We start from the raw sequence: 24,535 nt of genomic DNA, 5'->3' as shown, positions 1-24,535 counted from the left end.
GGAGCGACCAGGGCGCGCCGTCGGGGCAGCCGGTCAAGAAGGCCGTCGGCGTCATCAGCGTCCAGAACGACCCGAACGCCCAGCAGCGGCCGTACGCCTTCGTCCAGGGTTACGACTCGAAGCTGTACGTGAACTGGTGGGACGGCGGCAAGTGGAACTGGAGCGCCCAGGGCGCACCCAGCGGCCGGCTCATCCTCGACTCCGTCGGCGCGGTCACGATGAAGGACGACCCGAACGCCTTCACGCGCCCCTACGTCTTCGTCATCGGCGACGACTCGAAGCTGTACGTCAACTGGTGGGACGGCAAGGCATGGCACTGGGCCGCCCAGAACACGCCGCCCGCCCGCGTCATCGAACGCCCCGGCGAGGCGCTCACCATGCAGGACAACCCGAACGCGAAGCAACGACCGTACGCGTTCGTCATCACCGATGACTCCGACCTGTGGGTCAACTGGTGGTCACTGGCCTGAGCCGGCGCAGCCGCTGTCGGGCCCATGGGGTCCGACAGCGGCTGCGACCACGAGGCCGTGCAGGGGCCACTCGCGTGCGTGGGCCCCGCTTGGATGTACCGAGGTGACGATCACTCCGCCGATCTCGGGCTCTTGCGCTGGTTGGCGTTGAAGCGCGCCTTCTTCTGACGATTCCCGCACGTGTTCATGTCGCACCATTTGCGGGTGCGACTCTGGCTGGTGTCGAAGAAGGCGGCCTGGCAGGTCGGTGATGCGCACAAGGCCAGTTTTCCGTCTCGTTCGCCCGCGATGACGCTGATCGCGTCGGCGGCGATCACGCCGAGGGCATCTTCCACGCGGGAAGCCGAGCTGAGCCGCCATCGCCGCTCGCCCTCGGGCGTCAGGATCGCCGCGGCCCGCCCCTGGGTGCTGCGGTCATTGATGACTTGGACGGCGGCCGCAGGGAGAGCGTCCTGGATCGCGGCCGCTGTCGCGGCGGCGTGAATCGACTCCCTCAGTTCCCGGGCGAGGGCGAGCTGGGCGGTGGTGCAGGAGTCCACAGCGAGGCCGTTCACCGCCAGCCAGTCGGCGAGTCGGTGCGGCGTGGGGATGCGCTCCACGGCGTCGCCATGACGCTCCGACAGCGTCCCCGTGAAGCTGGTCGCCAGCACGTTACCGAGGCGGAAGTCAGGAAACCCAGCAGGCATGGAACCACCTTAGCAGGTTCCATGTTGACGCGAGGGCATGGTAGAACCGCCTTAGCCGGTTCGCGATTGGCCGTGGCTGGTTCCGGTTCCGCGATGGCCAGGAGGTCTCATGCCCCGTCCGACCAGCGACGTGCAAGCATTTGAAGCCCACGCAGCTGACGCCGACCTCGACGATCTGCGCGCGCGACTGGCCGCGGCGCGGCTGCCGGAGGCCGAGACGGTCTCTCGCGCGGCGCCCGGCCCTCGCCGATGGGAGCAGGGCGTTCCGCTCGCCGACCTCGTAGATGTCGTGAACTACCGCTACCAGGCTTTGGTTACAGCGAAAAGCCGGCCACCACCGGGTGGGGAACCGAAAAGATCGCGGCCGCATGGGTGGAGCTGATGGGAAGGCTCGGCTACAGCAAGTTCGTGGCCCATGGCGGCGATTGGGGAGGCAATATCACGACTGTTCTGGGCGGCAGGTTCCCGGCGCACGTTCTCGGCATCCACACATTGTTCGCGGAGGCGCCGCCCGGGTTGTCGACGGACGGCCTGACGGCGGTCGAGCGCAAGTGGACCGAGGAGACCCGCCATTTCTGGCGCCACCGCGCGGCGTACGCGAAGCAGCAGGCGACCCGGCCGCAGACCATCGGCTACTCGCTCGTCGACTCACCGGTCGGGCTTCTTGCCTGGATCCTCGACAAGTTCGCCGAGTGGTCGGACACCGAAGACAGCCCGTTCGAGAGGATTTCGCGGGACAGCGTTCTCGACGACGTCACCCTGTACTGGCTGACGCGGACCGGCGCGTCGGCGGCCCGCATTTACTACGAGAGCCACAACTCGCTCGATCCCGAACTTCGGGTCGATGTCCCGTCGGCCATCACTATGTACCCCCGCGACATCGAGAAGTCGCCGCGCCCGTGGGCGCAGGAGCGGTACCGACAGATCGTCCGATGGGCGTCCCCCGAAGTCGGGGGACATTTCCCGTCGCTGGAGGTTCCCGAGTACTTCGTCAAAGATCTGCAAGAGGGCCTCGCGGCGGTGCTGGCCGCCCATCGGTGAACGCGGCTCCACTGAACCCGTGCGTACGAGGGCCGCGGGGCCGCGTCGTGAGCGCCCTTTGTCCTGCTCCGAGAAAAAGTCGTGTTCCGTGTCGCGCAAGGGCTTCCCGCTTCGATGAAAGCTGACTAGCGTCCCGCCCCAACTCACCCGCCTCATGCCGGGAGCAGCAATGAGCGCACGGACGTACCGAAGATTCCGAAGACTCCGCACCCGCCTGAGCTACTTAGTGGTCGGCTCCTTCCTCGCCGGAGCCGCCTGGACGGCCCCGGCCGCCGCCGAGGACGACCCCGGCCCCGGCCCCTTCGTCGAACTCCCGCCCCAGGAGCCCGGCGTGACCCAGCGCGTCTACGACATGCAGCAACCGCTGCAGAAGCTGTGCGAGCTCAAGGCCGGCCAGACGCCGAACGTCGACGAGCTGAAGCCCACCGTCGACTGGAAGGAGGCAGGGGACTTCGGCGGCCTCGCCGACAACTTCGTCTCGCACACCATCGCCAACCTCAAGGTCCCGCAGGACGGCACCTACACCTTCCGCCTCACCAGTGACGACGGCTCCCGGTTGCTGATCGACAACAAGCGGGTCATCGACCACGACGGCCTGCACGGGCCGACGCCCAAGGACGGCACGGTCGAGCTGACGGCCGGCTATCACGCCCTGCTGATCGAACACTTCGAGGCAGGCGGGGAGCAGCAGGTCACGCTCGCCTGGCAGCCCCCGGGCGCGAGCGACTTCGCCGTCGTGCCGAACTCGGCCCTGAGCACCGACGCGGGCGTCGTGCGCGTCACGGCGCCGGGCCGCAAGGAGTGCGCCAACTCCACGGAGACCCCGGGCGACGGGCTGCCGCTGAACGGCGTCCACCCCGACTACCGGCTCACCGACCTCAGGCCGAAGGGCTTCGAGCCGCAGGTCTCCGCGATGGACTGGCTGCCCGACGGCCGCCTCGCCGTGGCCACTTGGGGCGGCACCGACAACTCCAAGGGCGAGGTCTACCTCCTGGACCACGTCACCGGCAGCACGGGACCGGACAAGGTGACCACGAAGAAGGTCGCCGAGGGGCTCAAGGAGCCGATGGGCCTCAAGTACGTCGACGGTTCGCTCTACGTCTCCCAGAAACACGAGCTGACCCGGCTCAAGGACGACGACGGGGACGACGTCACCGACGCGTACGAGACCGTCGCCACCTGGCCGTTCGGCAAGAACTTCCACGAGTTCGCGTTCGGCCTGCTCTACCGGGACGGCTTCTTCTATCTGAACCTGTCCGTCGCCATCAACTACGGCGGTGCCACCACCGATCCGCAGCCCGCGAAGAACCGCGGCACCACCATCAAGGTCAACCGCGAGACCGGTGAGGTCTCCTATGTCGCGGGCGGCCTGCGCACCCCCAACGGCATCGGCTGGGGGCCCGAGGGCGAGCTGTTCGCCACCGACAACCAGGGCGGCTGGCTGCCGTCGTCGAAGCTCCTGCACGTCAAGCAGGGCCGCTTCTTCAACCATCACACCAACCCCGACGGGCCGTACGACGACAAGCCCGTCACCCAGCCCGTGCTGTGGCTGCCGCAGAACGAGATCGGCAACTCCCCGAGTACCCCGATCCTGCTCAAGGAGGGCACCTTCGCCGGACAGATGCTCATCGGCGACGTGACCTACGGCGGCGTCCAGCGGGCGGCCCTGGAGAAGGTCGGCGGCGAGTACCAGGGCGCCGTCTTCCGCTTCACGCAGGGACTCGAGGCCGGAGTCAACCGGATCAGTACGGGTCCCGACGGCGCCCTGTACGCCGGTGGCCTGGGCGCGGGCGGCAACTGGGGCCAGCCGGGCAAGCTGAAGCACGGCCTCCAGAAGCTGACGCCGCAGGGCAACGACGCCTTCGACATCAAGGCCATGCGTGCCACACGGACCGGCTTCGAGCTGGAGTACACCAAGCCGGTCTCCCAGGCGACGGCCGACAAGCTCGCCGCCCGCTACCAGGTCGCGCAGTGGCGGTACGTCCCGACCGCCGCCTACGGCGGCCCCAAGGTGGACGAGGAGACCCTGCCGGTGCGCGCGGCGACGCTCTCCTCCGACCGCAAGAAGGTCACCCTGGACATCCCGGGCCTGAAGCCCGACCGGGTCGTCCACGTACGCTCGCCCCGCCCCTTCACCGCCGAGGGCGGCAAGCAGCTGTGGAGCACCGAGGCGTGGTACACGCTGAACCGCATCCCGGGCGTGCAGCCCGCCCCCCGGACGGTCCACGAGGCGGAGGAGGCCCGGCTCGGCGGCGGCGCCACCACCAACGACAACCACTCGGCGTACTCCGGCCGCGGCTTCGTCGACGGCTACGGCACCAAGGGCGCCACCACCACCTTCGACGTCGAGGCCAAGAAGGCGGGCACCTATGACGTCGGCCTCCGCTACGCCAACGGCCCGCACCCGGCCGCCGGGACCAAGACGCTGAGCGTCCACGTCAACGGCCAGAAGGTGCGGCAGGCAAAGCTGTTGAGCACCGGCACCTGGGACAAGTGGTCCACGCACACCGAGCGGCTGAAGCTGCGGGCCGGCGCCAACACCATCACGTACAGCCATGACGACGGCGACACCGGCCATGTGAACCTCGACCTGCTCGCCGTCCACCCGCAGGGCAGCACGGTCACCCTCTTCGACGGCGCCGACCGCTCACGGTGGCAGCACACCGACGGACGCACCCCGCAGTGGCCGCTGGTCGGTGACCGCGCGATGGAGGTCTGCTGCGGCGACCTCCGTACCAAGCAGGCGTTCCAGGACTTCAAGCTGCACGTCGAGTTCTGGCTGCCGAAGCTGCCGCCGGACGTGACCGGCCAGGACCGCGCGAACAGCGGCGTGTATCTGCAGGAGCGGTACGAGATCCAGATCCTGGACTCGTACGGCGACGACTCGCCCGCCGACAACGAGGCCGGGGCGATCTACAAGAAGAAGGCCCCCGACGTCAACGCGGCCAAGCCGCCCGGGACCTGGCAGACGTACGACATCTCCTTCCGCGCGGCCCGCTTCGACGACAGCGGGAAGAAGACGCAGGACGCCCGCGTCACGCTGGTGTGGAACGGCGTCAAGGTCCACGACGACGTGGCGATCGACGGGCCGACGGGAGCGGGGGACCCCGAGGGCCCGACGGCCGGCGCGATCCGGTTCCAGGACCACGCCAACGCGGTCCGGTACCGGAACGTCTCGATACGGCCGCTGTAGGACCCGGCGGGACGCGCCCGCGGCGGGCGCGTCCCGTTCTCCGTCGTTCGACGAAGGCGTAAGGTCCGACGGCATGCAGCCCTCACGTCCTTCGACGTCATGACCGGCCGCCGCAGCGCCGGACTGCTGCTCTTCCGCAACCCGGGCCCGGCGGTCGAAGTGCTCATCGGCCACATGGGCGGCCCGTTCTGGGCCCGCCGGGACGACGCGGCCTGGTCGATTCCCAAAGGCGAGTACGGCGACGACGAGCAGCCGCAGGCCGCCGCGGAGCGCGAGTTCGAAGAGGAGCTCGGCCGCCCCGCCCCCGCGGGGCCCCGGCTGCCGTTGGGCGAAGTGCGGCAGGCGGGCGGCAAGACGGTCACCGTCTGGGCCGTCGAGGCCGACCTCGACCCGGAGACCGTGGTGCCCGGCACCTTCCGCATGGAGTGGCCGCGCGGCTCGGGCCACGTCCAGGAGTTCCCCGAGCTCGACCGCGTGGCCTGGCTCCCGCTGGACCGGGCCCGCGACAAGCTCGTGGCGGGCCAGCGGGTGTTCCTGGACAGGCTGGCGGCGCTCCTGACTGCCTGAACCCTCGAAGGGCCGACCTGGGGATTCAAGGTTCTCTCAAGGTTTCCGGCAGACCTCCCGGCCACCTTGGGGGGCCGGCCCCAACGGGGATGGGCGCGCATATCGGAACGGGGAGACCATGCACAGACGCTTACGCAGCACCCTCCTTGGCTTACTCGCCCTTGTCACTGCCGCAACCGGGCTCGTCGCAGCGGCCCCGGCCCCGGAGCCCGGGAGCGGCGGAGGCGTGAAGCGAGTCGCCATCACGCCCATACGGGCCCAGGCGCCGGGTTCAGCAGCGGACGACGGGCCCATCGAGAGAGACGACGACAACCCGTGGAAGCTGCAGGAGTGCCGCGGCGCTGCTGACCCGGGCAAGGGTGAACTTGCCGGGTACACCATCTACACCAGCCGGTACTCGCTGTGCACCGTCATCCGTACGCGTTACGAGCTCAAGGTGGGCGGTGCCCTGGCGGCCTACTCGAACTTCCGGGTCACGATCCTGCAGGACTCGCACCGCAGGGATCGCCGGACCTCGATCCACCTTCTGCTGGATGACTGGGACGACGTCCTGGTCAGCGGCAACCACCAGCACCTGCGCGACCTGGAGCGCTCCCGCCTCAGCGTCACCCTTGAGTGCAACGGCTCGCAGGGGGCAAGCTGTGCCGGCCGTCCGGCCCGGGAACGGCGCTCGCTCCTGGCCTGGAAGGGGGGCAACGGGCTGGACGACGCCTTCGCCCGGTTCGACATGAGCCGTAGCCGGCCGACTGATCCGGTGAGGGACGCAAGAGCCAAGAACTTCCTGCGTGGCGACGGAGTCTCCTTCCACGCCATCACGGCGACGCTCGACGGCGCACTCGGAGAGGTCGAGCAGTCCGAACAGCTCCGCTGCGACAGGGCGTTCTACATGGCGGGCAGCGGCGGCTGCGTATGGGACAAAACCCGCTTGAACTGGTACGTCGACTACAAGGACTACCCGGAGTACGCCAAGCACGTGTGGGACGCCACCCACCACCCGACCACTACAAAGCCGTTCGGCAGCTACCCGGGAGTGCAGATACCAGGGGCTCTGGACACCAGGCCGAACCCCAAACCGCTGACGCGCCTGCACCAGAGCGCCGACGGCAATGCCTCGCTCACCTACCGTCAGGAAAACGAGCGCATCCGCACCAACGCCTGCCGGAGACTGAGTCCCAAGCCGGGTGAGGAGTGCGACGAGTATCCACTCGGCACGACCTACGAGGGTGCGAACTACACGGTGCTGCACCCGAGCGACACATGGAAGTACTCGGTCCGGTTCATCGACGGGGACGACAACTGGAACGCGGGCCTCGACTGGCGTTCCTGGCTCGCCAGGCGGCGCGTTCTCGCCAAGGGAGACGATCTCTGGGTCGTGCCGTTCAACATCCCCGCGTCCGAGCAGCGGGCAGGAGGCGCGGTGAGCGGGAGATCGAAGCCGGGCAGCGCCTTCCTGACCGACGCGGAGCGAGCCGGGAGAGCGCTCGCGCCCAGCGAACTGTGCACCCACCCGGTCATGGGCGGCCGGTACTCCTGCGAGTACGGCGAGGAGTGGTACACCTACTCCAACGGCATGAAGCAGATGTGGGTCATCGGGGCTGACCGACAGGTATGGACCCGCTGGTCACGCCCGAACGGGACCTTCGTCGGCTGGCGGCCCTTCGGCGGTGTCGCCACCTCCGCCGTCGAGGTCGTCTGGGACGACTCCAAGGGCATGGGCGCCGTCATACGGGTACGCGGAACCGACGGGAAACCGCACTACCGCGAACGGAACGCACGCACCGGCCGGTGGAACGACTGGCACCTTCGCTGACAGGTCGTCGTGCAGTCCCATGGGCTGAATCGGGCACCCGGGAAGTCCCGGGTGCCCGAACTACTGCGGTGCTTCGTCCTACTGCGGTGCTTCGTCGCCCCCGGCCACAATGTCCTCGATGGTGATCGGCAGCTTGCGCAGGCGCCGTCCGATGGCGTGGTGGATGGCGTTGGCGATCGCCGGGGCCACCCCGGCCTGGCCCACCTCGCCGACGCCCTTCACGCCCAGCGGGTTGACGACGGTGTCCTGCACCTCGATGAAGTCGACGTCCACGTCGGGTGCGTCGGCGTTGACCGGCACCAGGTACTCGCCGAGGCTCGCGTTCGCCCAGCGGCCGGTGCGCGGTTCCATGTGGGTCGCCTCCAGCAGCGCCTGGCTCAGCCCCCAGATCATGCCGCCCATGAGCTGGCTGCGGGCGGTCTTGGCGTTGAGGACGCGACCGGGCGCGAACGCCCCGGCCAGGCGGCGCACGCGGACCAGACCGAGCACCGGATCGACGGCCACCTCCGCGAACTGCGCGCCGAAGGTCATCGACGCGAACGGCGCGTCCTGCGGCGGCGGGCCCCAGGACCCGGTGGCCTCCATGTCCGGCAGGAAGTTGCGCTGGAGCAGCTCGGCGTAGTCCTCACCGGTGCCGGGCGCGTCGCGCAGCACCATCCGGCCGTCGCGCACGTCGACGTCGGCGGGGTCGGCGCCGTGCAGCGGGGACCCCTCGTCCCCGACGGCCCTGGCGACGAGCTGCTCACGCAGCGCGCTCGCGGCGGCGTGCACCGTCGCGCTGACCATGCCCGCGCCGGAGGACCCGACGGCGGCCGCCACGTTCGGCAGGTCGGTGTCCCCGCCCTCGAACCGGCACCGCTCCACCGGCAGCCCCAGCGCCTCGGCGGCGACCTGCGTCATCACGGTGAGGACGCCGGTGCCGATGTCGGTGACGGCGGCCTGGACGACGGCGGTGCCATCGGCGTACAGCCGGGCGCGGGCCCGCTGCGGATTGTTCGGCCCGTACACCGGATACGCGCTCGCGGCCATGCCGAGACCGATCAGCCAGTCGCCGTCGCGGGCCGGCGGCGCCGCCCGGCGCTCCCAGCCGATGCGCTCCGCGCCCCGCTCCAGGCACTCGCGCAGCCCGTTGCTGCTCCACGGGCGCCCGGACGCCGGATCGTTCTCGGTGTAGTTGCGCAGGCGCAGCTCCAGCGGGTCGAGGTCGACGCGTTCGGCGAGCTCGTCCATGGCGGTCTCCAGCGCGAACAGGCCGGTCGCCTCGCCCGGACAGCGCATGAACGTCGGCGTCGTCGTGTTGGCGCGGATCAGCCGGTACACGCCCTCGTAGTTCGGGCACGCGTACAGCTGCCCCGCCACGCCGAGCGACGGCTCGGCCCAGTGGTCGAACGGCGAGGTCGGGGACAGCTTGTGGTGGCGCAGCGCCACAAGGCGGCCCTCCTTGTCGGCACCGAGCGTGAGCCGCTGCTCCTGCTCCTCACGGTGCCCGCAGCCGACGAACATCTGCTCCCGGGTCAGGGCCAGCCGCACCGGGCGCCCGACCTTGCGGGCGGCGAGCGCGGCCAGCGCCGGATGGTGCCAGACCATCGCCTTGCCGCCGAAGCTGCCGCCCGTGAAGTGACCGATCACCCGGATGCGGGTGTGCGGTACGCCGAGCAGCGCGGCCACCGTGTGCTGCGTCGCGGTGACGCCCTGCGTGGTGTCGTGCAGCGTGAGCCGGTCGCCCTCCCAGTAGGCGGTCGCGGCCGACGTCTCGATCGGGTTGTGGTGGTTGGCGGCGAACGTGAAGGTGCGGTCCACCGTGACGTCGGCCGCGCCCAGCGCCGCCTCCACGTCGCCGCGTTCGGTACGCCCCGGAACGAACCCCGCGAAGATCGCCTCGGGTTCGTACGCCTGGTCACGGCCCTGGTCGATGACGGTGACGGACGGCTCCTCGGCGTACGAGATCCGCACGAGCCGCGAGGCGTGCAGGGCGCGCTCGTACGTGTCGGCGACGACCAGCGCCACATGCTGCCCGGCGTAGTGGATCTCGTCGCCCTGCATCGGGAAGAACGTCTCGCCGGGGGCGACGGAACCGGCCAGGGACGGCAGCAGCGGGGGCTGCGCCGCGATCTTCCCGAGGTTCTCGTGGGTGAGCACGGCGAGGACGCCCTCCGCCCGCTCGGCCTCCGCGGCGTCGATGGACGTGATCCGGCCGCGGGCGACGCGGGCGCCGACCAGCACGGCGTGCGTGAGGCCGGGCAGCGGCACCTCGGCGGCGTACCGGGCGGTGCCGGTGACCTTGGCGTGGCCTTCGACCCGGTCCAGGGGACGCCCGATGGGGCCGTCCACGGGTGTGGGAGCGGTGGTGGTCATGACTGGCTCCCGTCTCGGGTGAGCGTCTCCAGGGCCCGGACCAGGGTGCGGCGCGCCAGCTCGGGCTTGAAGGCGTTCATGGGGGTGGTGCGGGCCTCGGCGAGCTCCGCGCGTGCGGCGAGGTCGAAGCTCGCGGTGGTGGCCGGGCCCCCGACCAGCGCGTCCTCCGCGCGGCGGGCCCGCCAGGGCCGCGTGCCGACCCCGCCGAGGGCGATCCGCACGCCGCTGACCTTGCCGTCACGCACCTCGAGCGCCGCGGCGACCGACACCAGCGCGAACTCGTACGACTCGCGGTCGCGGACCTTGAGGTACAGCGAGCGCCGGGCCAGGGGCGGCGTGGGCACGTCGATGGCTGTGATCAACTCGCCGTGGGTGAGGGGGTGTTCGCGGTCCGGGGTGTCACCCGGCGGCAGGAAGAACTCGTCGATGGCGTACGCGCGCTCGCTGTCCGCGGTGCGGGTGCGGATGACGGCGTCCAGGGCGACCAGCGGCACCGCGACGTCCGAGGGGTGCGTGGCGATGCAGTGCTCGCTGGTGCCCAGCACGGCGTGGGTGCGGCTGACCCCGCCGAGCGCGGCGCAGCCCGCGCCGGGCTCCCGCTTGTTGCACGGGGACTCGCCGTCGCGGTAGTAGCCGCAGCGGACCTTCTGCATCATGTTGCCGCCCATCGACGCCATGTGGCGCAACTGGGCGGAGGCGCCGAGCACGAGGGCCCGCGCCACCATGGGGAGGCGCTCCTGGACGGCGGGCGCAGCGGCGACCTCGCTCATCCGCGTCAGCGCGCCGATCCTCAGCCCGCCGTCGGGCAGCTCCTCGACCCCGGACAGGGGCAGCCGGTTGATGTCCACGAGACGGTTCGGCGCCAGGACGTGCTGGCGCAGCAGGTCGACCTCGGTCGTGCCGCCGGCCAGGAAGTGACTGTCGGGGTCGGCGGTGACGAGCCCCACCGCCCGGTCGATCCCGTCGGCACCCTCGGTGCGTACGTAAGAGATGGGTCGCATGTCGGGCCGCTCCTCAGACGCGGTCGCGGGCCGCGCGGATGGCCGCCCTGATGTGGGGATAGGCGGCGCAACGGCAGATGTTGCCGCTCATCCACTCCTTGATCTCGCCGTCGTCGCCCGCGTGCCCCTCGCGGACGCAGCCCACGGCCGACATGATCTGGCCGGGTGTGCAGTAGCCGCACTGGAAGGCGTCCTGGCGGATGAACTCCTCCTGCATCGGATGGAGCCGCCCGTCGCCGGTGCCGTCGGGCGTGGCCAGCCCCTCCACGGTGGTGACCTCGGCGTCCTCGCAGGTGATGGCCAGCGTCAGACAGGCGAGGACCCGGCGGCCGTCCACCCAGACCGTGCAGGCCCCGCACGTTCCCTGGTCGCAGCCGCGTTTGGCGCCCGTGAGCTGGAGCTCGTCGCGCAGCGCCCCCAGCAGGCTGACCCGGGGCTCGATCTCCACGTGCCGCTGGACGCCGTTGACGTCGAGCCGGACCCCGACCGGCTCCGGACCGCGCTCGTCCGCCTCCGGTCCGGTGCCCGTGGCCCTGCCCGTGTCCGGTGTGCGCACTGTCATGCCGGTGCCTCCTTCGGCCCGTGTGCGAGGTGCTCCTTGATACGCCGCGAAGAGGACGTGCCAAGAGCGAGCCTCACACAAGGAGCGGAAGGGGGCAATCAGTGCATAAGGTGTTTAACGGTTCCTGGGTGGCCGTGGCCAGATGAGGTCATGCCGCTGAATCGGCGCGCGGGGCTTTCGCGGGCAGTTCCACCGTGACGCGGAGCCCGCCGGCAGAGCGCGGGGTGAGCGTGAGGGTGCCGTCGTGTGCCCGGGTGATGGTCTTGACGATGGCCAGGCCGAGGCCGACGCCGGCGTGATCGGTGTGTACGCGCTCGGTGCCGCGCTGGAACGGTTCGGTGAGTGTCGAGGCCACCTCGGGGGTGACCTGCTCGCCGGTGTTTTCGACGGTGAGCCGCACCGTCTTGGGGCGGACGGTGGTATGGACCCACACGGTGCCCTGTTCAGGCAGGTTGTGGACGATCGCGTTGTGCACGAGGTTCGTGCTGAGCTGCAGCAGGAGCGCGGGCGATCCGACCGTGGGGGCGATGTCGCCGCTTGTCTCGATGGTGACGCCGTGCTTTTCCGCCAAGGGCAGGAGTGTTTCGGTGGCTTCTTCCGCGACGAGGGACAGGTCGACGTGTTCCCGGGTGAAGGACCGCTGGTCGGCGCGGCTGAGCAGGAGCAGTGCCTCGGTGAGGTCGATGGCTCGGGTGTTGACGGTGTGGAGGCGGTCGATGAGTTCGCCGGTGTCGTGGTGCGGATCGGCGCGGGCGACGTCGATGAGTGTCTTCGAGATCGCCAGTGGCGTGCGCAGCTCGTGGGAGGCGTTGGCTGCGAATCTCCGCTGTTCGGCGACGTGTGCTTCGAGCCGCGCGAGCATCGTGTCGAAGGCGTCGGCGAGTTCGCGGAACTCGTCCTTGCGGCCCGGCAACCGGATCCGGTGGGACAGCGATCCGGCCGTGGCCGTGCGGGTGGCGTGTGTGATGCGGTCCAGGGGAGCGAGCATGCGCCCGGCGAGGATCCATCCGCCCAGGAGGCCGAACAGCAGGAGGAACACCATTACTGCGGCTGCAGTCGGGGCGAAAGCGCGCAGGAAGAGGGTGGCCGGGTTTACCTGCACCGCCCCCGATTCGTTGGTTTGCCACCACCCTGATCGCAGCAGGAACACTCCCACGGCGACGAGCAGCAAGACACCCGCGAGCATGAGGAATCCGGCGTAGCTGAGAGTGAGTTTGAGGCGGACGCTCAAGCCGGGCTTCCTATCCACTGTCACCACCCTCATGCCCGGTGCCGGGTGCTGTGTCGATGCGGTAGCCGACGCCGGGCACGGTGGCGATGAGCCACGGTTCGCCGAGCCGTTTGCGCAGAGCCGAGACGGTGATGCGCACGGCGTTGGTGAACGGGTTGGTGTTCTCGTCCCACGCGCGTTCCAGGAGTTCCTCGGCGCTGACGACACCGCCTTCGGCGGCGACGAGGACTTCGAGCACGGCGAACTGCTTCCTGGTCAGCGCGACGTAGCGGCCGTCGCGGTGGACCTCTCTGCGGAACGGGTCCAGGCGCAGACCCGCGATCTCCCGCACGGGGGGCCTGTGGTGGGCACGTCTGCGGTCGAGTGCTCTGAGCCTGAGCGCGAGTTCTTGGAGTTCGAAGGGTTTGGTGAGGTAGTCGTCGGCGCCGAGTTCGAATCCGGATGCCTTGTCGTCGAGACGGTCGGCCGCGGTGAGCATGAGGATCGGCATGCCGCTGTTGGAGGCGACGATGCGTTCGGCGATCTCGTCACCGGACGGGCCGGGGATGTCTCGGTCGAGGACGGCGATGTCGTACGTGTTGACGCTCAGCAGTTCCAGAGCCGTGCCGCCGTCACCTGCGATGTCGGCCGCGATGGCCTCCAGGCGTAGGCCATCGCGGATGGCTTCTGCCATATAGGGCTCGTCCTCGACGATCAGCACACGCATGCCGTCAAGGCTATGAGCCGCCGCATATCGTCGGCATATGGAAAACCGCATACGTGCCGGCAACACCGCGCTGCCTTGACTGGCCGTATGACTCGAACCCCGCCATCAGCACGAACAACGACCCGCCGGATTCACTGGCTCCTTGCCATCGGCCTGATAGCCGTCATCGCCGCGATCACCGCAGCCTTCGGCCACCAGTCGCAGAATTCCTCGAACTCGTCGAACTCGTCGAAATCTTCGAGCTCTTCGGACTCTTCGGGCTCGTCGGCCGGTGCCGTTCCCGACGGCGTGACCGTCTTCGACGACGAGATCCCGGCTGTGGTCCATCTCGATCCGGATCTCCTCAAGGCCCTCCGCCGGGCTGCGACGGACGCGGCGGACGACGGAGTCGAGTTCTACGTCAACAGCGGCTGGCGTTCGCCCGAGTACCAAAATCAGCTTCTTCGCGAGGCCGTCTCCAGGTACGGGTCTGAAGACCAGGCCGCCCGATGGGTGGCCACCGTGGAGACGTCGCCTCACGTGGCGGGGGACGCGGTCGACATCGGGCGCTCCGAGGCGACGGCGTGGCTGTCCGGACATGGGGCCGAGTACGGGCTGTGCCAGATCTACCGCAACGAACCCTGGCACTACGAACTGCGCACCCATGCGACCGATGGCGGTTGCCCGCGCATGTACGCCGACCCGACCCAGGACCCGAGGATGCAGCAGTGACCGGCGGCGAGCGAGGACAGACGATGCCGCAGGCGGACGTGGCGAATGCGGCGGATGTGGTGGACGACCGCGCGGGCGCCCTTCCTGCGGCCACGGCGGCCACGGCGGCCACGGCAGCCACGGCGGAGACCGGGCAGGGCGACGCCGATCACCCGGACACCGGCCCAGGCACCCGGCCGGGCCCCTGGAAGCGCGGCCTGGTGCTCGCGGCGCTGGCGCTGCTGCTGGGCCTGATCATGCTGCTGCACGCGAGGATCCCGAACCGCATCGGGAACCTCGGCAGCCTCGTGGAGACCACCCTGCCGTGGTTCGGCCTGTTCGTCCCCGTGCTGCTGGCCGGGGCGCTGTGGCGCCGCTCCGCCTCCGCGGTGGCCGCGCTGTTGCTGCCGGTCCTGGTGTGGCTGAACCTCTTCGGCGGGCTGCTCACCGACAAGTCGCACCCGGACAGCGATCTCACCGTGGTCAGCCACAACGTCGGCGCCGACAACGCCGACCCGGTTGGCACCGCCCGCGACCTGGCCGCCTCCGGTGCAGACGTGCTGGCCCTGGAGGAGATCACCGCGCAGGCGAAGCCGCTGTACGAGAAGGAACTGGCGAAGGCGTACCGGCACCACACGGTGCAGGGCACGGTCGGGCTGTGGAGCAAGCTGCCGCTGTCGGACACCCAGGCGGTCGACATCAAGATGGACTACGGGCCGCTGGCGGACACCAAGCCGGTCGACTTCAAGAGGGCCGACACCCGGGCACTGCGCACCACAGTGGCCACGGACCAGGGCCCGCTCGCGGTGTACGTGGCCCACCTGGGGTCCGCGCGGGTGACCCCCAGGGCGGGTTTCTGGACGGGCTCGCGGGACAGAGGCGCGCAGGCGCTCGGCAAGGCGATCGCCGCCGAGCGGAATGAGCGGGTGGTGCTGCTCGGCGACCTGAACGGCACGATGGACGACCGCGCGTTCGCCGGTATCACCTCGCGGCTGCGCTCGGCCCAGGACGCGGCCGGGAACGGTTTCGGCTTCAGCTGGCCGGCGAAGTTCCCGGTGGTGCGGATCGACCAGATCCTGGTCCGCGGCGTGAAGCCGGTGAGCGCGTGGTCGCTGCCGGCCACGGGCAGTGATCACCTGCCGGTGGCCGCCGGGATCAACTGGTGAGCCCCAGACCGCTTGCGGGACGTAAGCTCAATCGGTCCGTCGCTCCACAGCTCCACAGCTCCATCGGTCCGTCGAGCACCGGAGGTTCTTCATGGGCAAGCGCCGTACCCACCGCCTCGGCCCGGCAGCCGTGGTCGTGCTGGTCGTCGCCGCGTTGCTGGGCGCGGGCATGGCTCCCGCGCCCTCCACGGCGGCGGCCGGGGCCCGCGAAGGGGGCCGTGGCGGCCCAACGGCCCGTGGTGGCAACGGTGTTACGTCCCCCGCCCCTGCCGTCGACGGCATCCCCCGCCTCACCGACGACCGGGGCCGCACCCTCACCCTCCGCGGCTGGAACGTCGAGGACAAGACGCACCACGGCGCCGAAGCGCTCAGCGCCATCACCGAGCGGCACTTCGCCGACCTGCGCGCCCACGGCTTCAATTTCGCCCGGCTGTTGGTCTTCTGGGACGACCTGGAGCCCAAGCGCGGCCAGTACAGCGAGTCGTACCTGCGCAAGATCCGGCGGATCCTCGACTGGGCTCACCGGCACCGCGTCCACGTCGTCATCGACGCCCATCAGGACGTGTTCGGGCCGGCGTTCGGGCATCGCGGGATCCCGGCGTGGGCGACGCGGACCGACGGCCTGCCGTTCACGCCGCACCCCGACGACTGGTTCTCCGAGTACTTCGAGCCCGCCGTCCAGCGTGCCTTCACCCACCTCTACGAGGACGCGGACCTGCGGCGCGCGCAGGCCCGCGCATGGCAACTGCTCGCGGACCGCTTCGGCCGCCATCCGGCCGTGTTCGGCTACGACTTGATCAACGAGCCGATGGGGGAGCTGCGTGCGGGCGAGGACCTGGCGTCCGCCGCGCGCCGCATCGAGGCGACGCAGCTCACCCCGATGTACAACCGTCTCGCGGACGCGATCCGCACCCGGGACCGCTCGAACTGGCTGTTCGTCGAGCCGACCCCGATCGTCGGCGAGGGCGTGCCCACCGGCCTCGGCCGCGTACGCGACCAACGAGTCGTCTACGCCCCGCACTTCTACAACACCGCGATGGAGGCGGGCGCCGACTACGACCCGGCCGACGGCTGGATCACGGCGTACGAGAACGCCGTCACCGCCTACCCGCGCGAGCAGCGGATCCCGGTCGTGGTGGGGGAGTGGGGCCCGCTGAACAGCGGCCTGCCGAACATGCGCCGCTTCCACGACGACGCGCTCGCCTCCTTCACCCGCTACTCATCGGGCTGGGCGGCGTACGTCTGGTGCTACGGCGGCGGCTACTGCGCGCTCGACCGCGACGGCCGCTTCCGTACGAACAAGGAACGCACCGCCACTCCGTACGCCCCCGCGGTCGCGGGAACCGTACGCGCCGACACCCACGACGCGGCCGGCGGAACGTACCGCCTCGCCTACCGCTCGACGCGCCGCTCCGGCACCACCGTGCTGTCCCTCCCGCCGAGCACCACCGGCTGGCGGATCGACGTGTCGGGCCGCACGGCGCGCGCCGGCGCCCGGAGCGTGCCGCCCGGGCGGGCGCGTGAGGTGGGGGTGTGGGCGGCCGGCGGAGCCGAGGTGGAGGTGAGCGTGCGGCCCGGCGCCGCCGCCGGTCCCGGCTGAGCCGTCGCCGTCACCGGCGCCGGTGGTCGCGCCGGATGCCGAACGGACCGGGAAGATCCATCGACGACGTACGCCGCCCGGTGGAGCTGATGGTGTGCCGCGGCCCGTGCTTCCCGCCCAGCGTGATGGACCACGAGCGGCGGCTGATGTTGAGCCGGACCCCCGGCAGGATCCGGTACGACTTGCGGAACGTGATCGACATCGTGGACTCCTCGCATTCGGCTGACCGCCCGGGCCTGTTCTGCGTCGTGCTCCCGTTCGGACGCGTACCCCGTCCGGACCAGACTCGCGCATGACCGCACGGCCGGAGGCGCTCTCCACCGCACCCGCTACAAGGCCGTGACAATGCCCGCCCGGCCACCGGCCGCGCCCCCTAGCCGCCGAGCCGTTCGAGCAGCGCGGGCAGTGCCGTCCCGATCGGTTCGCGGACGAGTTCGGCGGCCAGGTCGTCGTACGGAGTCGGCTCGGCGTTGACGATGGTCAGCCGGGCGCCGTGGTCGGCGGCCAGGCCCGCGAGGCCGGCCGCGGGCTGGACCTGGAGGCTGGTGCCCACCGCGATGAACACGTCGCAAGCCTTGGCGATGGCCATCGCCTCGCCCAGCACCTCCGGGTCGAGCCGCTCACCGAACATCACCGTCGCCGACTTCAGAATGCCGCCGCAGTCCCGGCACGGCGGATCCGTCTCGCCCGCCTCGACACGGGCCAGCGCGTCCGTCATGGGACCCCGCGCGTCGCACACGGTGCACACCACCGTGCGGGCGGTGCCGTGCAGTTCGAGGACCTTGCGGTCCGGCATCCCGGCCAGCTGGTGCAGACCGTCGACGTTCTGCGTGATCACCCGCACCGGCACCCCGGAGGCTTCCAGCGCGGCCACCGCGTGGTGCGCCGCGTTGGGCCGCGCCTGGAGCGTCCGGTTCTCGCGCCGCATCCGCCACGACCGGCGCCGGATCTCCGGATCGCTCATGTAGTACTCGTACGTCACGAGTTTCTCGGCCTCGGGGTCGCGCCGCCACAGCCCTTGGGGCCCGCGGTAGTCCGGGATCCCGGAGTCCGTGGAAATACCGGCTCCGCTGAGGAGGGCGACGAGAGGCTTGCTCATGCCGTCGAGGGTAGGGCGGCAGCCCGGCCCGGGCGAAGGAATATGGGTGGCCGGCTGCCGTCACGCCCACTTCTGGTGCCGCGTGGAGGCGCACGACAAGGCCCGCAGACCCGGACGGCTGTGGTCGGCCAGGCAGCTGCCCGTGGCCTCGTTCCGGAGTTTCACCGCTTCGTCGCCTCCCTTGACGAACACCCACCTCTGGGAGGCGGCCCCGCCGCACGGCACCGTACGCAGCCCGTCCCCGCCGTGGTCGAGGCACTTCCCCGTGGCGTGATTGCGGAGCTGACGGGAGCCGTCGGCCGACCGGTTGACGGTCCACCACTGGTAGGGCATCCCGTTGCACGCGTAGCTACGCAGCCCCTTGTCGAGGCTGTCGTCCAGACAGTTGCCCGTGGCCCGGCTGACGAAGATCCGCGTCGCCTCGGGCGGCTTCGACGCGCCGGCCGAGGCTTCCTCGGCCCGCACGCTCCGCTCCGCGGCCGGGGCCCGCCCGGAGGAACCGGCGGTGGGCGCCGGACCGCCGGGACCGGCAGGGCCAGGGGGCGCGGACTGCAGCGCCAGCACGGCGACGATGACACCGGCGAGCAGCCCGGCCAGGGCGCCCGCCGTCGCGTACCACCAGCGGCCGGTGAGGCGGGCCCGCACGCGGGTGATCCGGCCGGAGGCGGAGGACGCCACCGACACCGCCGAAGCCGAAGCCGACAGCGAAGCCGAAGCCGACGGCGAAGACGAGGCGGACGGCGACGACGACGCAGATGACGCGGACACGGCGGGCCCGGCCGGGGATTCGGGTGGTGGCTCGGGCCGGCTGCGGTCGGCCGCCTCCCACAGCGCCCGGAACTCGGCGGGGTGTTCCGGCCCTCCGTGGGCCCGGGGCTGTTCTTGTCCTGGGTGGTCGGTCATCGAGAACGGCTCCCTGGATGGCCCGGCGGCGGCGTCCCGGCCGCTGCTCCATGTCCCGGGACGGGCACGCCCCAGCAGGCCAGGAATGTATTTATCCCGAGATACCGGAAGCAAGCGGGTTGCGGTGGTGCGGGGCCGCCGACCCCCGCAAACTCCGGTCACCGGCCCGGCGAATCACCTCTGCGGGTGACCGGCCCCGCCGCTCACGACCGGCCTGCCTCCCACGAAGTCCAGCTTGGCGACGTACATCGGCCGTTGCGTGTAGTCGGCGTTCCAGCCGTGGAAGACGATGCGGTCACGGCCGTCGGGGCCCCGCACCACGTCCTGGCCGCCGGGCCCACGGACCGCGCCCGAGAAGCCGGCGGTCGTCATCAGCGGGCCGGGCGCCTTCACGTACGGGCCGGTCAGCTTGTCCGCCATCGCGTAAGCGGTGCGGTAGTCGTCGCCGCGGTAGAAGTGCGCCGAGTAGAACAGCACATGGCGGCCGCCGCGCTTCACGAGGGTGGGCGCCTCCACGAGCGGGCCCTCCCAGTCCTGGTCCCGCTGGACCAGCGGGGTCGGCTCCCCGGTGACGCGGGTGCCGTCCCACGAGGTGGGCTGCAGGTACAGCCAGGTGTCGTGGCCGCAGCAGTTGCCGTCGTTCTTCCACAGCACGTACCGCTGTCCGCCCTCGGTGTGACTGGACGCGTCGATCGCCCCGCCCTGCGCCGCCGGACAGATCAACGGCCCGTCGCCGACCGGCCGGAACGGCCCGGCCGGCGAGTCGGACAGGGCGACGCCGACGCACTGCTTGTCGCTCGCGCGGTCGCGGGCGGTGTAGTGCATCGTGAAGCCGTCGCCGTTGTCGTACACCTCCGGAGCCCACACCAGATCGCGCTTGGGCAGCGCCCACGCGCCGAGCACCGGCAGGACGTCGCTGCTGTCGGTGGTCCAGTGGGTCAGATCGGTGGACGTGGCGTGCTGGATGTTCTGCGTGTCGCTGTGGGTGGCGTACGCGTGGTAGGTGCGGCCCACCTTGACGATGTCGGGGTCGGGGAAGTTCTGGTCGAGCACGGGGGTGATGGGCGGTGCGGGTGCCCCGGCCGGGGGCGGGGCTGCGGCGGGTGCCGGGGCCTGACCGAGGGTCAGGGGCAGGGCGAGGGCGGCGCACAGGGCCAGGGCCTGCCGGAGCGGATGCGTACGGTGACGCGCACGGTGCTGAAGACGCATCGTGTTCCCTTCTCGTCGCGCGCGAGCGCGGGGGGCGTGGGACCGCCGGGGCGGGGCCGCCCCGGCGTCACCCGACCAACGCGCGGAACGGCCTGCCGATACGGGAGGCCACCCCGACGCGCGAGGTCACCGCGTGAGGGCGCCCCGCGCCGCCGCGACGGCCTGCTCGGCGTACCCCCGTCCGAACAGCACGGTGTGCACCAGCAACGGGAAGAGCTGGTGCACGCCGACGCGTTCCCGCCAGCCGTCGGCGAGCGGGGCCGTCTGCTGGTAGCCGTCCAGTACGTCGTCGAGGTGCGGGCAGCCGAACAGGTGCAGCATGGCCAGGTCGGTCTCCCGGTGGCCTCCGTGCGCGGCCGGGTCGATGAGCCAGGCGTGCCCGTCGGCGCCCCACAGCACATTGCCGTGCCACAGATCGCCGTGCAGCCGGGCGGGCGGCTCGGCGGGCCCCGCGATCTCGGGCAGCCGTTCACAGGCGCGCTCGATCACGACGGCTTCGGCGGAGCGCACCGTTCCGTCGTCGACGGCGTGCCGCAGGTAGGGGAGCACGCGGTGCTCGGCGTACCACCGGGGCCAGTCGTCGCCGGGGACGTTGCGCAGGGAGGCGAGCCCGATGTACGCGTCCTCGGTGCCGCCGGGCGGCGGGGCGCCGAACGCGGGGGCGCCGCAGGCGTGCAGGCCGGCCAGCTCGCGGCCGAACCGCGCGGCCGCCCGGCCACTCGGCCGCCCCGGCGGAACGCGGTCGGTCACCAGCCAGCGCTGGTCGTGTCCCCGCACGGCCGGGACGCGCACGGTGCCGGAGTCGGCCAGCCAGCGCAGCCCGGCCTCCTCGGCCCGCACCGCCCCCGGCGCGTCGGAGCGTTTGACCACGACGGACGGCCCGTCGGCGAGGGCGACTTCGGTGAGTGCGGCGGACAGCGGCCGCTCCGAGGCCGCCGCGTGTCCGGTGAGGCGGGCGGCCGCGGCCCCCGGGCCCTCGGCCGGTCCGGGCTCTGTGTGGGCGGTCACCTCGTCGGATCCCCTTCCGTGTCGGCACGTCGGCACGTCGGCCTCGACGGGTCCTGGGACGTGACCGACCGTCAGGCAGGCGCCCCGGCCTCGGGGGAGGGCGGTGTCACTGGCCGGACGCCCACCGTTCGTGAGCCGACGGCTCGCGCCCCAGCAGGGCCATCGACCTGGTCTGCGCCGTCGAGCGGGGCACGCCCATCGCCTTTGCCAGGCTCCCATAGGAGCCGCCGAGTTCACGGTAGCGGCGGACAGCGGCGTCCCTGACTCCCTCCAGGGCTGGGATGAGCCGCTGGTCCAGGGCGCGGACGAGCGCGTGCAGACGGTTCAGGTCCTCCTCGTGCACGCGGTCGCGGCCGTCCTGCTCCAGGGTCCGCAGCAGGAGCAGGGCCCACTCCAGCGTGCGGGTGAACTCCCCGACCTGGTCGGCGCCGCCCGGCAGTTCGCGGTCCTCGTGGGGGATGGCCACGAGGACGTCGGGGGCGTGCGGGCCGTCCTCGAACGGCTGCCGCTGCTCGGCGTGCACAACCACATCACTCATGGCACCTCCCCCTCGGATTGCGTAACAGGAGCGTTTCACACGCTGCTGGCACCCCGGGAGAGTGTCAGATGTACCTGACACCCCGGCGGGCCTTTACGCATCCTTAACGCTCCCTCGAATCCCGGCGGCCGGGCGGGCCGCCCGCGTGTCTCACGTGTTCAGTGAACGCATCTGCTCCATGCCGGAAACCATGCACTCCAGGCCGTCGTGGAACCGCTGGCCCGTGCTGCTGGAGGCGCTGCGTTTGACGTAGTCGGCGAGGGACGCCGGATGATCCTGCGTGGCCGAGCCGAGGTAGGGCCCGAGACGGTTCGCCCACTCCTCCTCGCTCTCGGCGCTCTGCCGGGCCATGGCCTGCCAGGACGCCTCGGACAGGGCCGCGCCGACGGTGTAGTAGTAGATCGCCGAGAGCGCGGAGTCCAACTGGGCGGGGGAGAAGCGGGCCTGCTCCAGGATCTGGATGATGGCGCTGGTGTGCGCGAGGGCCCGGGGCCCCACCGGGGGATGGCCGCCCATCAGCTCGATCATCCACGAGTGCCGCAGCAGCACCTCGAACAGGTCGGTCGCGCCCGTCTTGATGTCGGCGCGCCAGTCCCCCGAACCGGACGGGCTCGGCGGGTCGGGGAAGACGGCGTCGATGGCCAGTTCCAGCAGATCGTCCTTGGTCGGCACATGCCAGTAGAGCGACATCGGCGCCGAACTCAGTGAGTCGGCGAGCTGCCGCATGCGCAGGTTGCGCACGCCTCCCTCGTCGAGGAGCCGCACCGCCGCCTGCACGATCTGCTCACGACTGAGCGGCTGCTTCGCCGGCCGCTGCTTCATCTCGCGCAACCAGATCGAGCCGGGTGGGCCGTTCGGTGTGGTGTCTCGTCCAGAAGTTTCAGTCACATCTCTATGCTAACGCACACTCGTACGTCGTACGGTAGATGGTATGCCGTACGAGAACATTGACGGAATCCCGAAGGAGGCCAGTCATGGAAGGCGTGCTGCACGACAGGCAAGGCGGGGGGAACGGAGGAGGCGGCCGGGTCCCCGCGGCGGGGAACCGATGGGCGGTGCTCGCGGTCCTCTCGCTGAGCCTTCTGGTCGTCGCCCTTGATCTGACGGTGCTGAACGTGGCCCTGCCCACGCTCAGCACCGAACTCGAGCCGTCGTCGGTGCAGTTGCTGTGGATCGTCGACGTCTACTCGCTCGTCGTGGCCGGGCTGCTCATCAGTTGCGGCACGCTCGGCGACCGCCTGGGCCGCAAGCGATTCCTGTGCCTGGGCTTCCTCGTCTTCGGCGCCGCCTCGGCCACCGCGGCCTGGGCGAACGGGCCCGCGATGCTGATCGCGGCCCGCGCGCTGCTCGGCATCGGCGCCGCGATCATCATGCCGTCGACGCTGTCGATCATCCGTAACGTCTTCACGGACCGCAAGGAACGCACGGTGGCGCTCGCCGTGTGGGCCACCATGTCCGCGGCCGGTGCCGCGGTCGGCCCCGTGGTGGGCGGTGTCATGATCGAGCACTTCTGGTGGGGCTCGGTCTTCCTGATCAATGTGCCGATCATGGTCTTCGCGCTGATCGCCGCGCTGGCCCTGGTGCCGGAGTCCCGGCATCCCAACCCGCCGCGCTGGGACACCGTCGGCGCGGCGCTGTCCGTCACCGGCCTGATCTCCCTCGTGTACGCCATCCAGCACGGCGGCGCGGAGGGGCTCGAGGCCCAGACGATCATCACGGGTGTCCTGGGGATCGTGCTGCTCACCGCCCTGGTGCTGCGGGTGCTGCGGGTGCCCGCCCCGCTCTTCGACCCGGCGCTGTTCCGCAACCGCGCGTTCTCCGTGGCGGTCGTGACCGTGGTCCTCGCCATGTTCGGCATGGGCGGGCTGATGCTGCTGCTCACTCAGCACTGGCAGTTCATCGGCGGCGCCTCGCCGATGGAGTCGGGTCTGCGGCTGCTGCCGCTGCTCCTGGCCACCATGATCGGTGCTCCGGCCATGTCCGTGATCGTCCCGAAGTACGGGACGCGGTACGCGATGATGATCGGGATGGGTCTGATCGGAGGGGCGTTCTTCGTCCTGATGAACGTCGAGCCCGACACCGAGTACTGGGTCTTCGCGATCGCACTCGCGGGCATCGGCGCGGGAGCGGGCTGCGCCATGACGGCCGCGTCGGACGCCATCATGTCGACGGCCGAGGCGGACACCGCGGGCGGCGCCGCGGGCATCGAGGAGACCTCCTACGAACTCGGCAACGGACTGAGCGTGGCGATCATGGGCAGCGTGGCGTCCGCGCTGTTCCGCAGGGAGATGGACACCTCCGTGCCCGGAGTGGACGCCAAGTCCATGGACGCGGCACGGGAGGGCCTCCCCGACGCCGTCGGGGTCGCCGCGGCGCTGCCGGGCTCCGCCGGGGCGGAGTTGAAGCGGCGGGCCGACGCGGCGTTCGCGGACGCGTTCGGGTTCACGTCGCTGTGCACCGGCATCATTCTCGTCCTGGTCGCGATCGCCGTGTTCTTGTTCATCCCGCGTTCGGCGGGGCGGGTCACCGCGGGGGCCGAGGACGGCGGTGGCGGACCCGAAGGGGGCGTGGACCTGGTCAAGCAGGCGCCGGGGGAGGACGCCGAGAACCGGGCCGAGCCCGTGGACCGGCCCTGACCGGGCGTCCCCGGTGACGGAACAGCCGGGGCCCGTGACGGGTCCCGGCTGTCCGGCGCTTGTG

The 24,535-nt window shown here is 70.9% G+C and carries 21 protein-coding genes and 1 pseudogene; 9 read left to right on the top strand and 13 right to left on the bottom strand.

What is annotated here, in order from left to right; all coding sequences use genetic code 11:
• Window positions 1-470 (top strand): PLL family lectin (locus STRAU_RS12595; RefSeq protein ID WP_037658950.1); only part of this gene is annotated, 470 nt, incomplete at its 5' end.
• 110 nt (window positions 471-580) lie between these two features.
• On the opposite strand, the gene STRAU_RS12590 is transcribed toward STRAU_RS12595, so the two are convergent.
• Window positions 581-1,156: a CGNR zinc finger domain-containing protein gene (locus STRAU_RS12590; RefSeq protein ID WP_037658948.1), complete on the bottom strand. Its 576-nt coding sequence runs from the start codon at window positions 1,154-1,156 to the stop codon at window positions 581-583.
• Window positions 1,157-1,265: 109 nt separating this feature from the next.
• On the opposite strand from STRAU_RS12590, the pseudogene STRAU_RS12585 reads away from it, so the two are divergent.
• The 4 genes and pseudogenes from STRAU_RS12585 (at window position 1,266) to STRAU_RS38990 (ending at window position 7,767) form a co-directional block, all read left to right on the top strand.
• Window positions 1,266-2,197 (top strand): annotated as a pseudogene (locus STRAU_RS12585) (alpha/beta fold hydrolase).
• A gap of 169 nt (window positions 2,198-2,366) precedes the next feature.
• Entirely contained in the window at window positions 2,367-5,390 is a 3,024-nt protein-coding gene (locus STRAU_RS12580) for a 3-keto-alpha-glucoside-1,2-lyase-like domain-containing protein (RefSeq protein WP_037658943.1), read from the top strand.
• 99 nt (window positions 5,391-5,489) lie between these two features.
• On the top strand, window positions 5,490-5,957 hold the full coding sequence (locus STRAU_RS12575) for an NUDIX hydrolase (protein WP_016640677.1): 468 nt from the start codon (window positions 5,490-5,492) through the stop codon (window positions 5,955-5,957).
• A gap of 226 nt (window positions 5,958-6,183) precedes the next feature.
• Complete coding sequence (locus STRAU_RS38990) at window positions 6,184-7,767, top strand: PLL family lectin (protein ID WP_016640676.1); 1,584 nt, start codon at window positions 6,184-6,186, stop codon at window positions 7,765-7,767.
• 78 nt (window positions 7,768-7,845) lie between these two features.
• Here STRAU_RS38990 and STRAU_RS12565 read toward each other — a convergent pair whose 3' ends face one another.
• The 5 genes from STRAU_RS12565 to STRAU_RS12545 form a co-directional block, all read right to left on the bottom strand.
• Window positions 7,846-10,122: a xanthine dehydrogenase family protein molybdopterin-binding subunit gene (locus tag STRAU_RS12565; protein WP_016640675.1), complete on the bottom strand. Its 2,277-nt coding sequence runs from the start codon at window positions 10,120-10,122 to the stop codon at window positions 7,846-7,848.
• The gene (locus STRAU_RS12560) at window positions 10,119-11,123 is read right to left on the bottom strand and encodes an FAD binding domain-containing protein (RefSeq protein WP_016640674.1); all 1,005 of its coding nucleotides are present in this window, start codon (window positions 11,121-11,123) and stop codon (window positions 10,119-10,121) included. The genes STRAU_RS12565 and STRAU_RS12560 overlap by 4 nt, the downstream gene beginning before the upstream one ends.
• A 13-nt stretch (window positions 11,124-11,136) precedes the next feature.
• Entirely contained in the window at window positions 11,137-11,685 is a 549-nt protein-coding gene (locus STRAU_RS12555; protein WP_016640673.1) for a (2Fe-2S)-binding protein, read from the bottom strand.
• Between the two features lie 148 nt (window positions 11,686-11,833).
• Window positions 11,834-12,934, bottom strand: coding sequence for a sensor histidine kinase (locus STRAU_RS12550; RefSeq protein WP_037658942.1), 1,101 nt, complete (start codon window positions 12,932-12,934; stop codon window positions 11,834-11,836).
• Window positions 12,927-13,622 (bottom strand): response regulator transcription factor, encoded by a 696-nt coding sequence (locus STRAU_RS12545; protein WP_016640671.1) that lies wholly within the window; start codon window positions 13,620-13,622, stop codon window positions 12,927-12,929. The genes STRAU_RS12550 and STRAU_RS12545 overlap by 8 nt, the downstream gene beginning before the upstream one ends.
• An 87-nt stretch (window positions 13,623-13,709) precedes the next feature.
• Here STRAU_RS12545 and STRAU_RS12540 point away from each other — a divergent pair, with 87 nt between their 5' ends.
• The 3 genes from STRAU_RS12540 to STRAU_RS12530 all read left to right on the top strand — a co-directional run bounded on the left by STRAU_RS12540 (window position 13,710) and on the right by STRAU_RS12530 (window position 17,078).
• Window positions 13,710-14,333, top strand: a complete 624-nt coding sequence (locus tag STRAU_RS12540; RefSeq protein ID WP_016640670.1) for a M15 family metallopeptidase — start codon at window positions 13,710-13,712, stop codon at window positions 14,331-14,333.
• A 23-nt stretch (window positions 14,334-14,356) separates the two neighbouring features.
• Window positions 14,357-15,478, top strand: a complete 1,122-nt coding sequence (locus tag STRAU_RS12535; protein ID WP_078621170.1) for an endonuclease/exonuclease/phosphatase family protein — start codon at window positions 14,357-14,359, stop codon at window positions 15,476-15,478.
• Window positions 15,479-15,569: 91 nt separating this feature from the next.
• The gene (locus STRAU_RS12530; RefSeq protein ID WP_016640668.1) at window positions 15,570-17,078 is read left to right on the top strand and encodes a glycoside hydrolase family 5 protein; all 1,509 of its coding nucleotides are present in this window, start codon (window positions 15,570-15,572) and stop codon (window positions 17,076-17,078) included.
• 10 nt (window positions 17,079-17,088) lie between these two features.
• Here the strand turns inward: STRAU_RS12530 and STRAU_RS12525 are convergent, their stop codons facing one another.
• The 7 genes from STRAU_RS12525 to STRAU_RS12495 all read right to left on the bottom strand — a co-directional run bounded on the left by STRAU_RS12525 (window position 17,089) and on the right by STRAU_RS12495 (window position 22,723).
• On the bottom strand, window positions 17,089-17,280 hold the full coding sequence (locus STRAU_RS12525) for a DUF4236 domain-containing protein (protein WP_016640667.1): 192 nt from the start codon (window positions 17,278-17,280) through the stop codon (window positions 17,089-17,091).
• Between the two features lie 171 nt (window positions 17,281-17,451).
• Window positions 17,452-18,177, bottom strand: a complete 726-nt coding sequence (locus tag STRAU_RS12520) for an SIR2 family NAD-dependent protein deacylase (protein WP_016640666.1) — start codon at window positions 18,175-18,177, stop codon at window positions 17,452-17,454.
• A 60-nt stretch (window positions 18,178-18,237) separates the two neighbouring features.
• Window positions 18,238-19,080 carry an RICIN domain-containing protein gene (locus STRAU_RS12515; protein ID WP_016640665.1) on the bottom strand — a complete coding sequence of 281 codons (843 nt, stop codon included), beginning with the start codon at window positions 19,078-19,080 and terminating at the stop codon, window positions 18,238-18,240.
• A 174-nt stretch (window positions 19,081-19,254) separates the two neighbouring features.
• On the bottom strand, window positions 19,255-20,289 hold the full coding sequence (locus tag STRAU_RS12510) for a glycoside hydrolase family 43 protein (RefSeq protein WP_016640664.1): 1,035 nt from the start codon (window positions 20,287-20,289) through the stop codon (window positions 19,255-19,257).
• A 126-nt stretch (window positions 20,290-20,415) separates the two neighbouring features.
• On the bottom strand, window positions 20,416-21,297 hold the full coding sequence (locus STRAU_RS12505; RefSeq protein ID WP_016640663.1) for a fructosamine kinase family protein: 882 nt from the start codon (window positions 21,295-21,297) through the stop codon (window positions 20,416-20,418).
• A gap of 106 nt (window positions 21,298-21,403) precedes the next feature.
• The gene (locus tag STRAU_RS12500; RefSeq protein WP_016640662.1) at window positions 21,404-21,835 is read right to left on the bottom strand and encodes a hypothetical protein; all 432 of its coding nucleotides are present in this window, start codon (window positions 21,833-21,835) and stop codon (window positions 21,404-21,406) included.
• Between the two features lie 150 nt (window positions 21,836-21,985).
• On the bottom strand, window positions 21,986-22,723 hold the full coding sequence (locus STRAU_RS12495) for an HTH-type transcriptional regulator AbrT (RefSeq protein WP_158692065.1): 738 nt from the start codon (window positions 22,721-22,723) through the stop codon (window positions 21,986-21,988).
• 86 nt (window positions 22,724-22,809) lie between these two features.
• Here STRAU_RS12495 and STRAU_RS12490 point away from each other — a divergent pair, with 86 nt between their 5' ends.
• A complete protein-coding gene (locus tag STRAU_RS12490; RefSeq protein WP_052029059.1) occupies window positions 22,810-24,471 on the top strand; it encodes an MFS transporter in 1,662 nt (553 codons plus the stop codon).
• The last annotated feature ends 64 nt before the right edge of the window (window positions 24,472-24,535 follow it).

Source organism: Streptomyces aurantiacus JA 4570 (genome assembly GCF_000414115.1).
Lineage (GTDB): Bacteria > Actinomycetota > Actinomycetes > Streptomycetales > Streptomycetaceae > Streptomyces > Streptomyces aurantiacus_A.
This window is presented reverse-complemented; position numbering and strand designations above follow the sequence as displayed.

Coding starts and splice junctions, on each gene's coding strand:
- STRAU_RS12590 (WP_037658948.1), bottom strand. CDS start 1,156: ATGCCTGCTGGGTTTCCTGACTTCCGCCTCGGTAACGTGCTGGCGACC.
- STRAU_RS12580 (WP_037658943.1), top strand. CDS start 2,367: ATGAGCGCACGGACGTACCGAAGATTCCGAAGACTCCGCACCCGCCTG.
- STRAU_RS12575 (WP_016640677.1), top strand. CDS start 5,490: ATGACCGGCCGCCGCAGCGCCGGACTGCTGCTCTTCCGCAACCCGGGC.
- STRAU_RS12565 (WP_016640675.1), bottom strand. CDS start 10,122: ATGACCACCACCGCTCCCACACCCGTGGACGGCCCCATCGGGCGTCCC.
- STRAU_RS12560 (WP_016640674.1), bottom strand. CDS start 11,123: ATGCGACCCATCTCTTACGTACGCACCGAGGGTGCCGACGGGATCGAC.
- STRAU_RS12555 (WP_016640673.1), bottom strand. CDS start 11,685: ATGACAGTGCGCACACCGGACACGGGCAGGGCCACGGGCACCGGACCG.
- STRAU_RS12545 (WP_016640671.1), bottom strand. CDS start 13,622: ATGCGTGTGCTGATCGTCGAGGACGAGCCCTATATGGCAGAAGCCATC.
- STRAU_RS12540 (WP_016640670.1), top strand. CDS start 13,710: ATGACTCGAACCCCGCCATCAGCACGAACAACGACCCGCCGGATTCAC.
- STRAU_RS12535 (WP_078621170.1), top strand. CDS start 14,357: ATGCCGCAGGCGGACGTGGCGAATGCGGCGGATGTGGTGGACGACCGC.
- STRAU_RS12530 (WP_016640668.1), top strand. CDS start 15,570: ATGGGCAAGCGCCGTACCCACCGCCTCGGCCCGGCAGCCGTGGTCGTG.
- STRAU_RS12525 (WP_016640667.1), bottom strand. CDS start 17,280: ATGTCGATCACGTTCCGCAAGTCGTACCGGATCCTGCCGGGGGTCCGG.
- STRAU_RS12520 (WP_016640666.1), bottom strand. CDS start 18,177: ATGAGCAAGCCTCTCGTCGCCCTCCTCAGCGGAGCCGGTATTTCCACG.
- STRAU_RS12515 (WP_016640665.1), bottom strand. CDS start 19,080: ATGACCGACCACCCAGGACAAGAACAGCCCCGGGCCCACGGAGGGCCG.
- STRAU_RS12510 (WP_016640664.1), bottom strand. CDS start 20,289: ATGCGTCTTCAGCACCGTGCGCGTCACCGTACGCATCCGCTCCGGCAG.
- STRAU_RS12500 (WP_016640662.1), bottom strand. CDS start 21,835: ATGAGTGATGTGGTTGTGCACGCCGAGCAGCGGCAGCCGTTCGAGGAC.
- STRAU_RS12490 (WP_052029059.1), top strand. CDS start 22,810: ATGGAAGGCGTGCTGCACGACAGGCAAGGCGGGGGGAACGGAGGAGGC.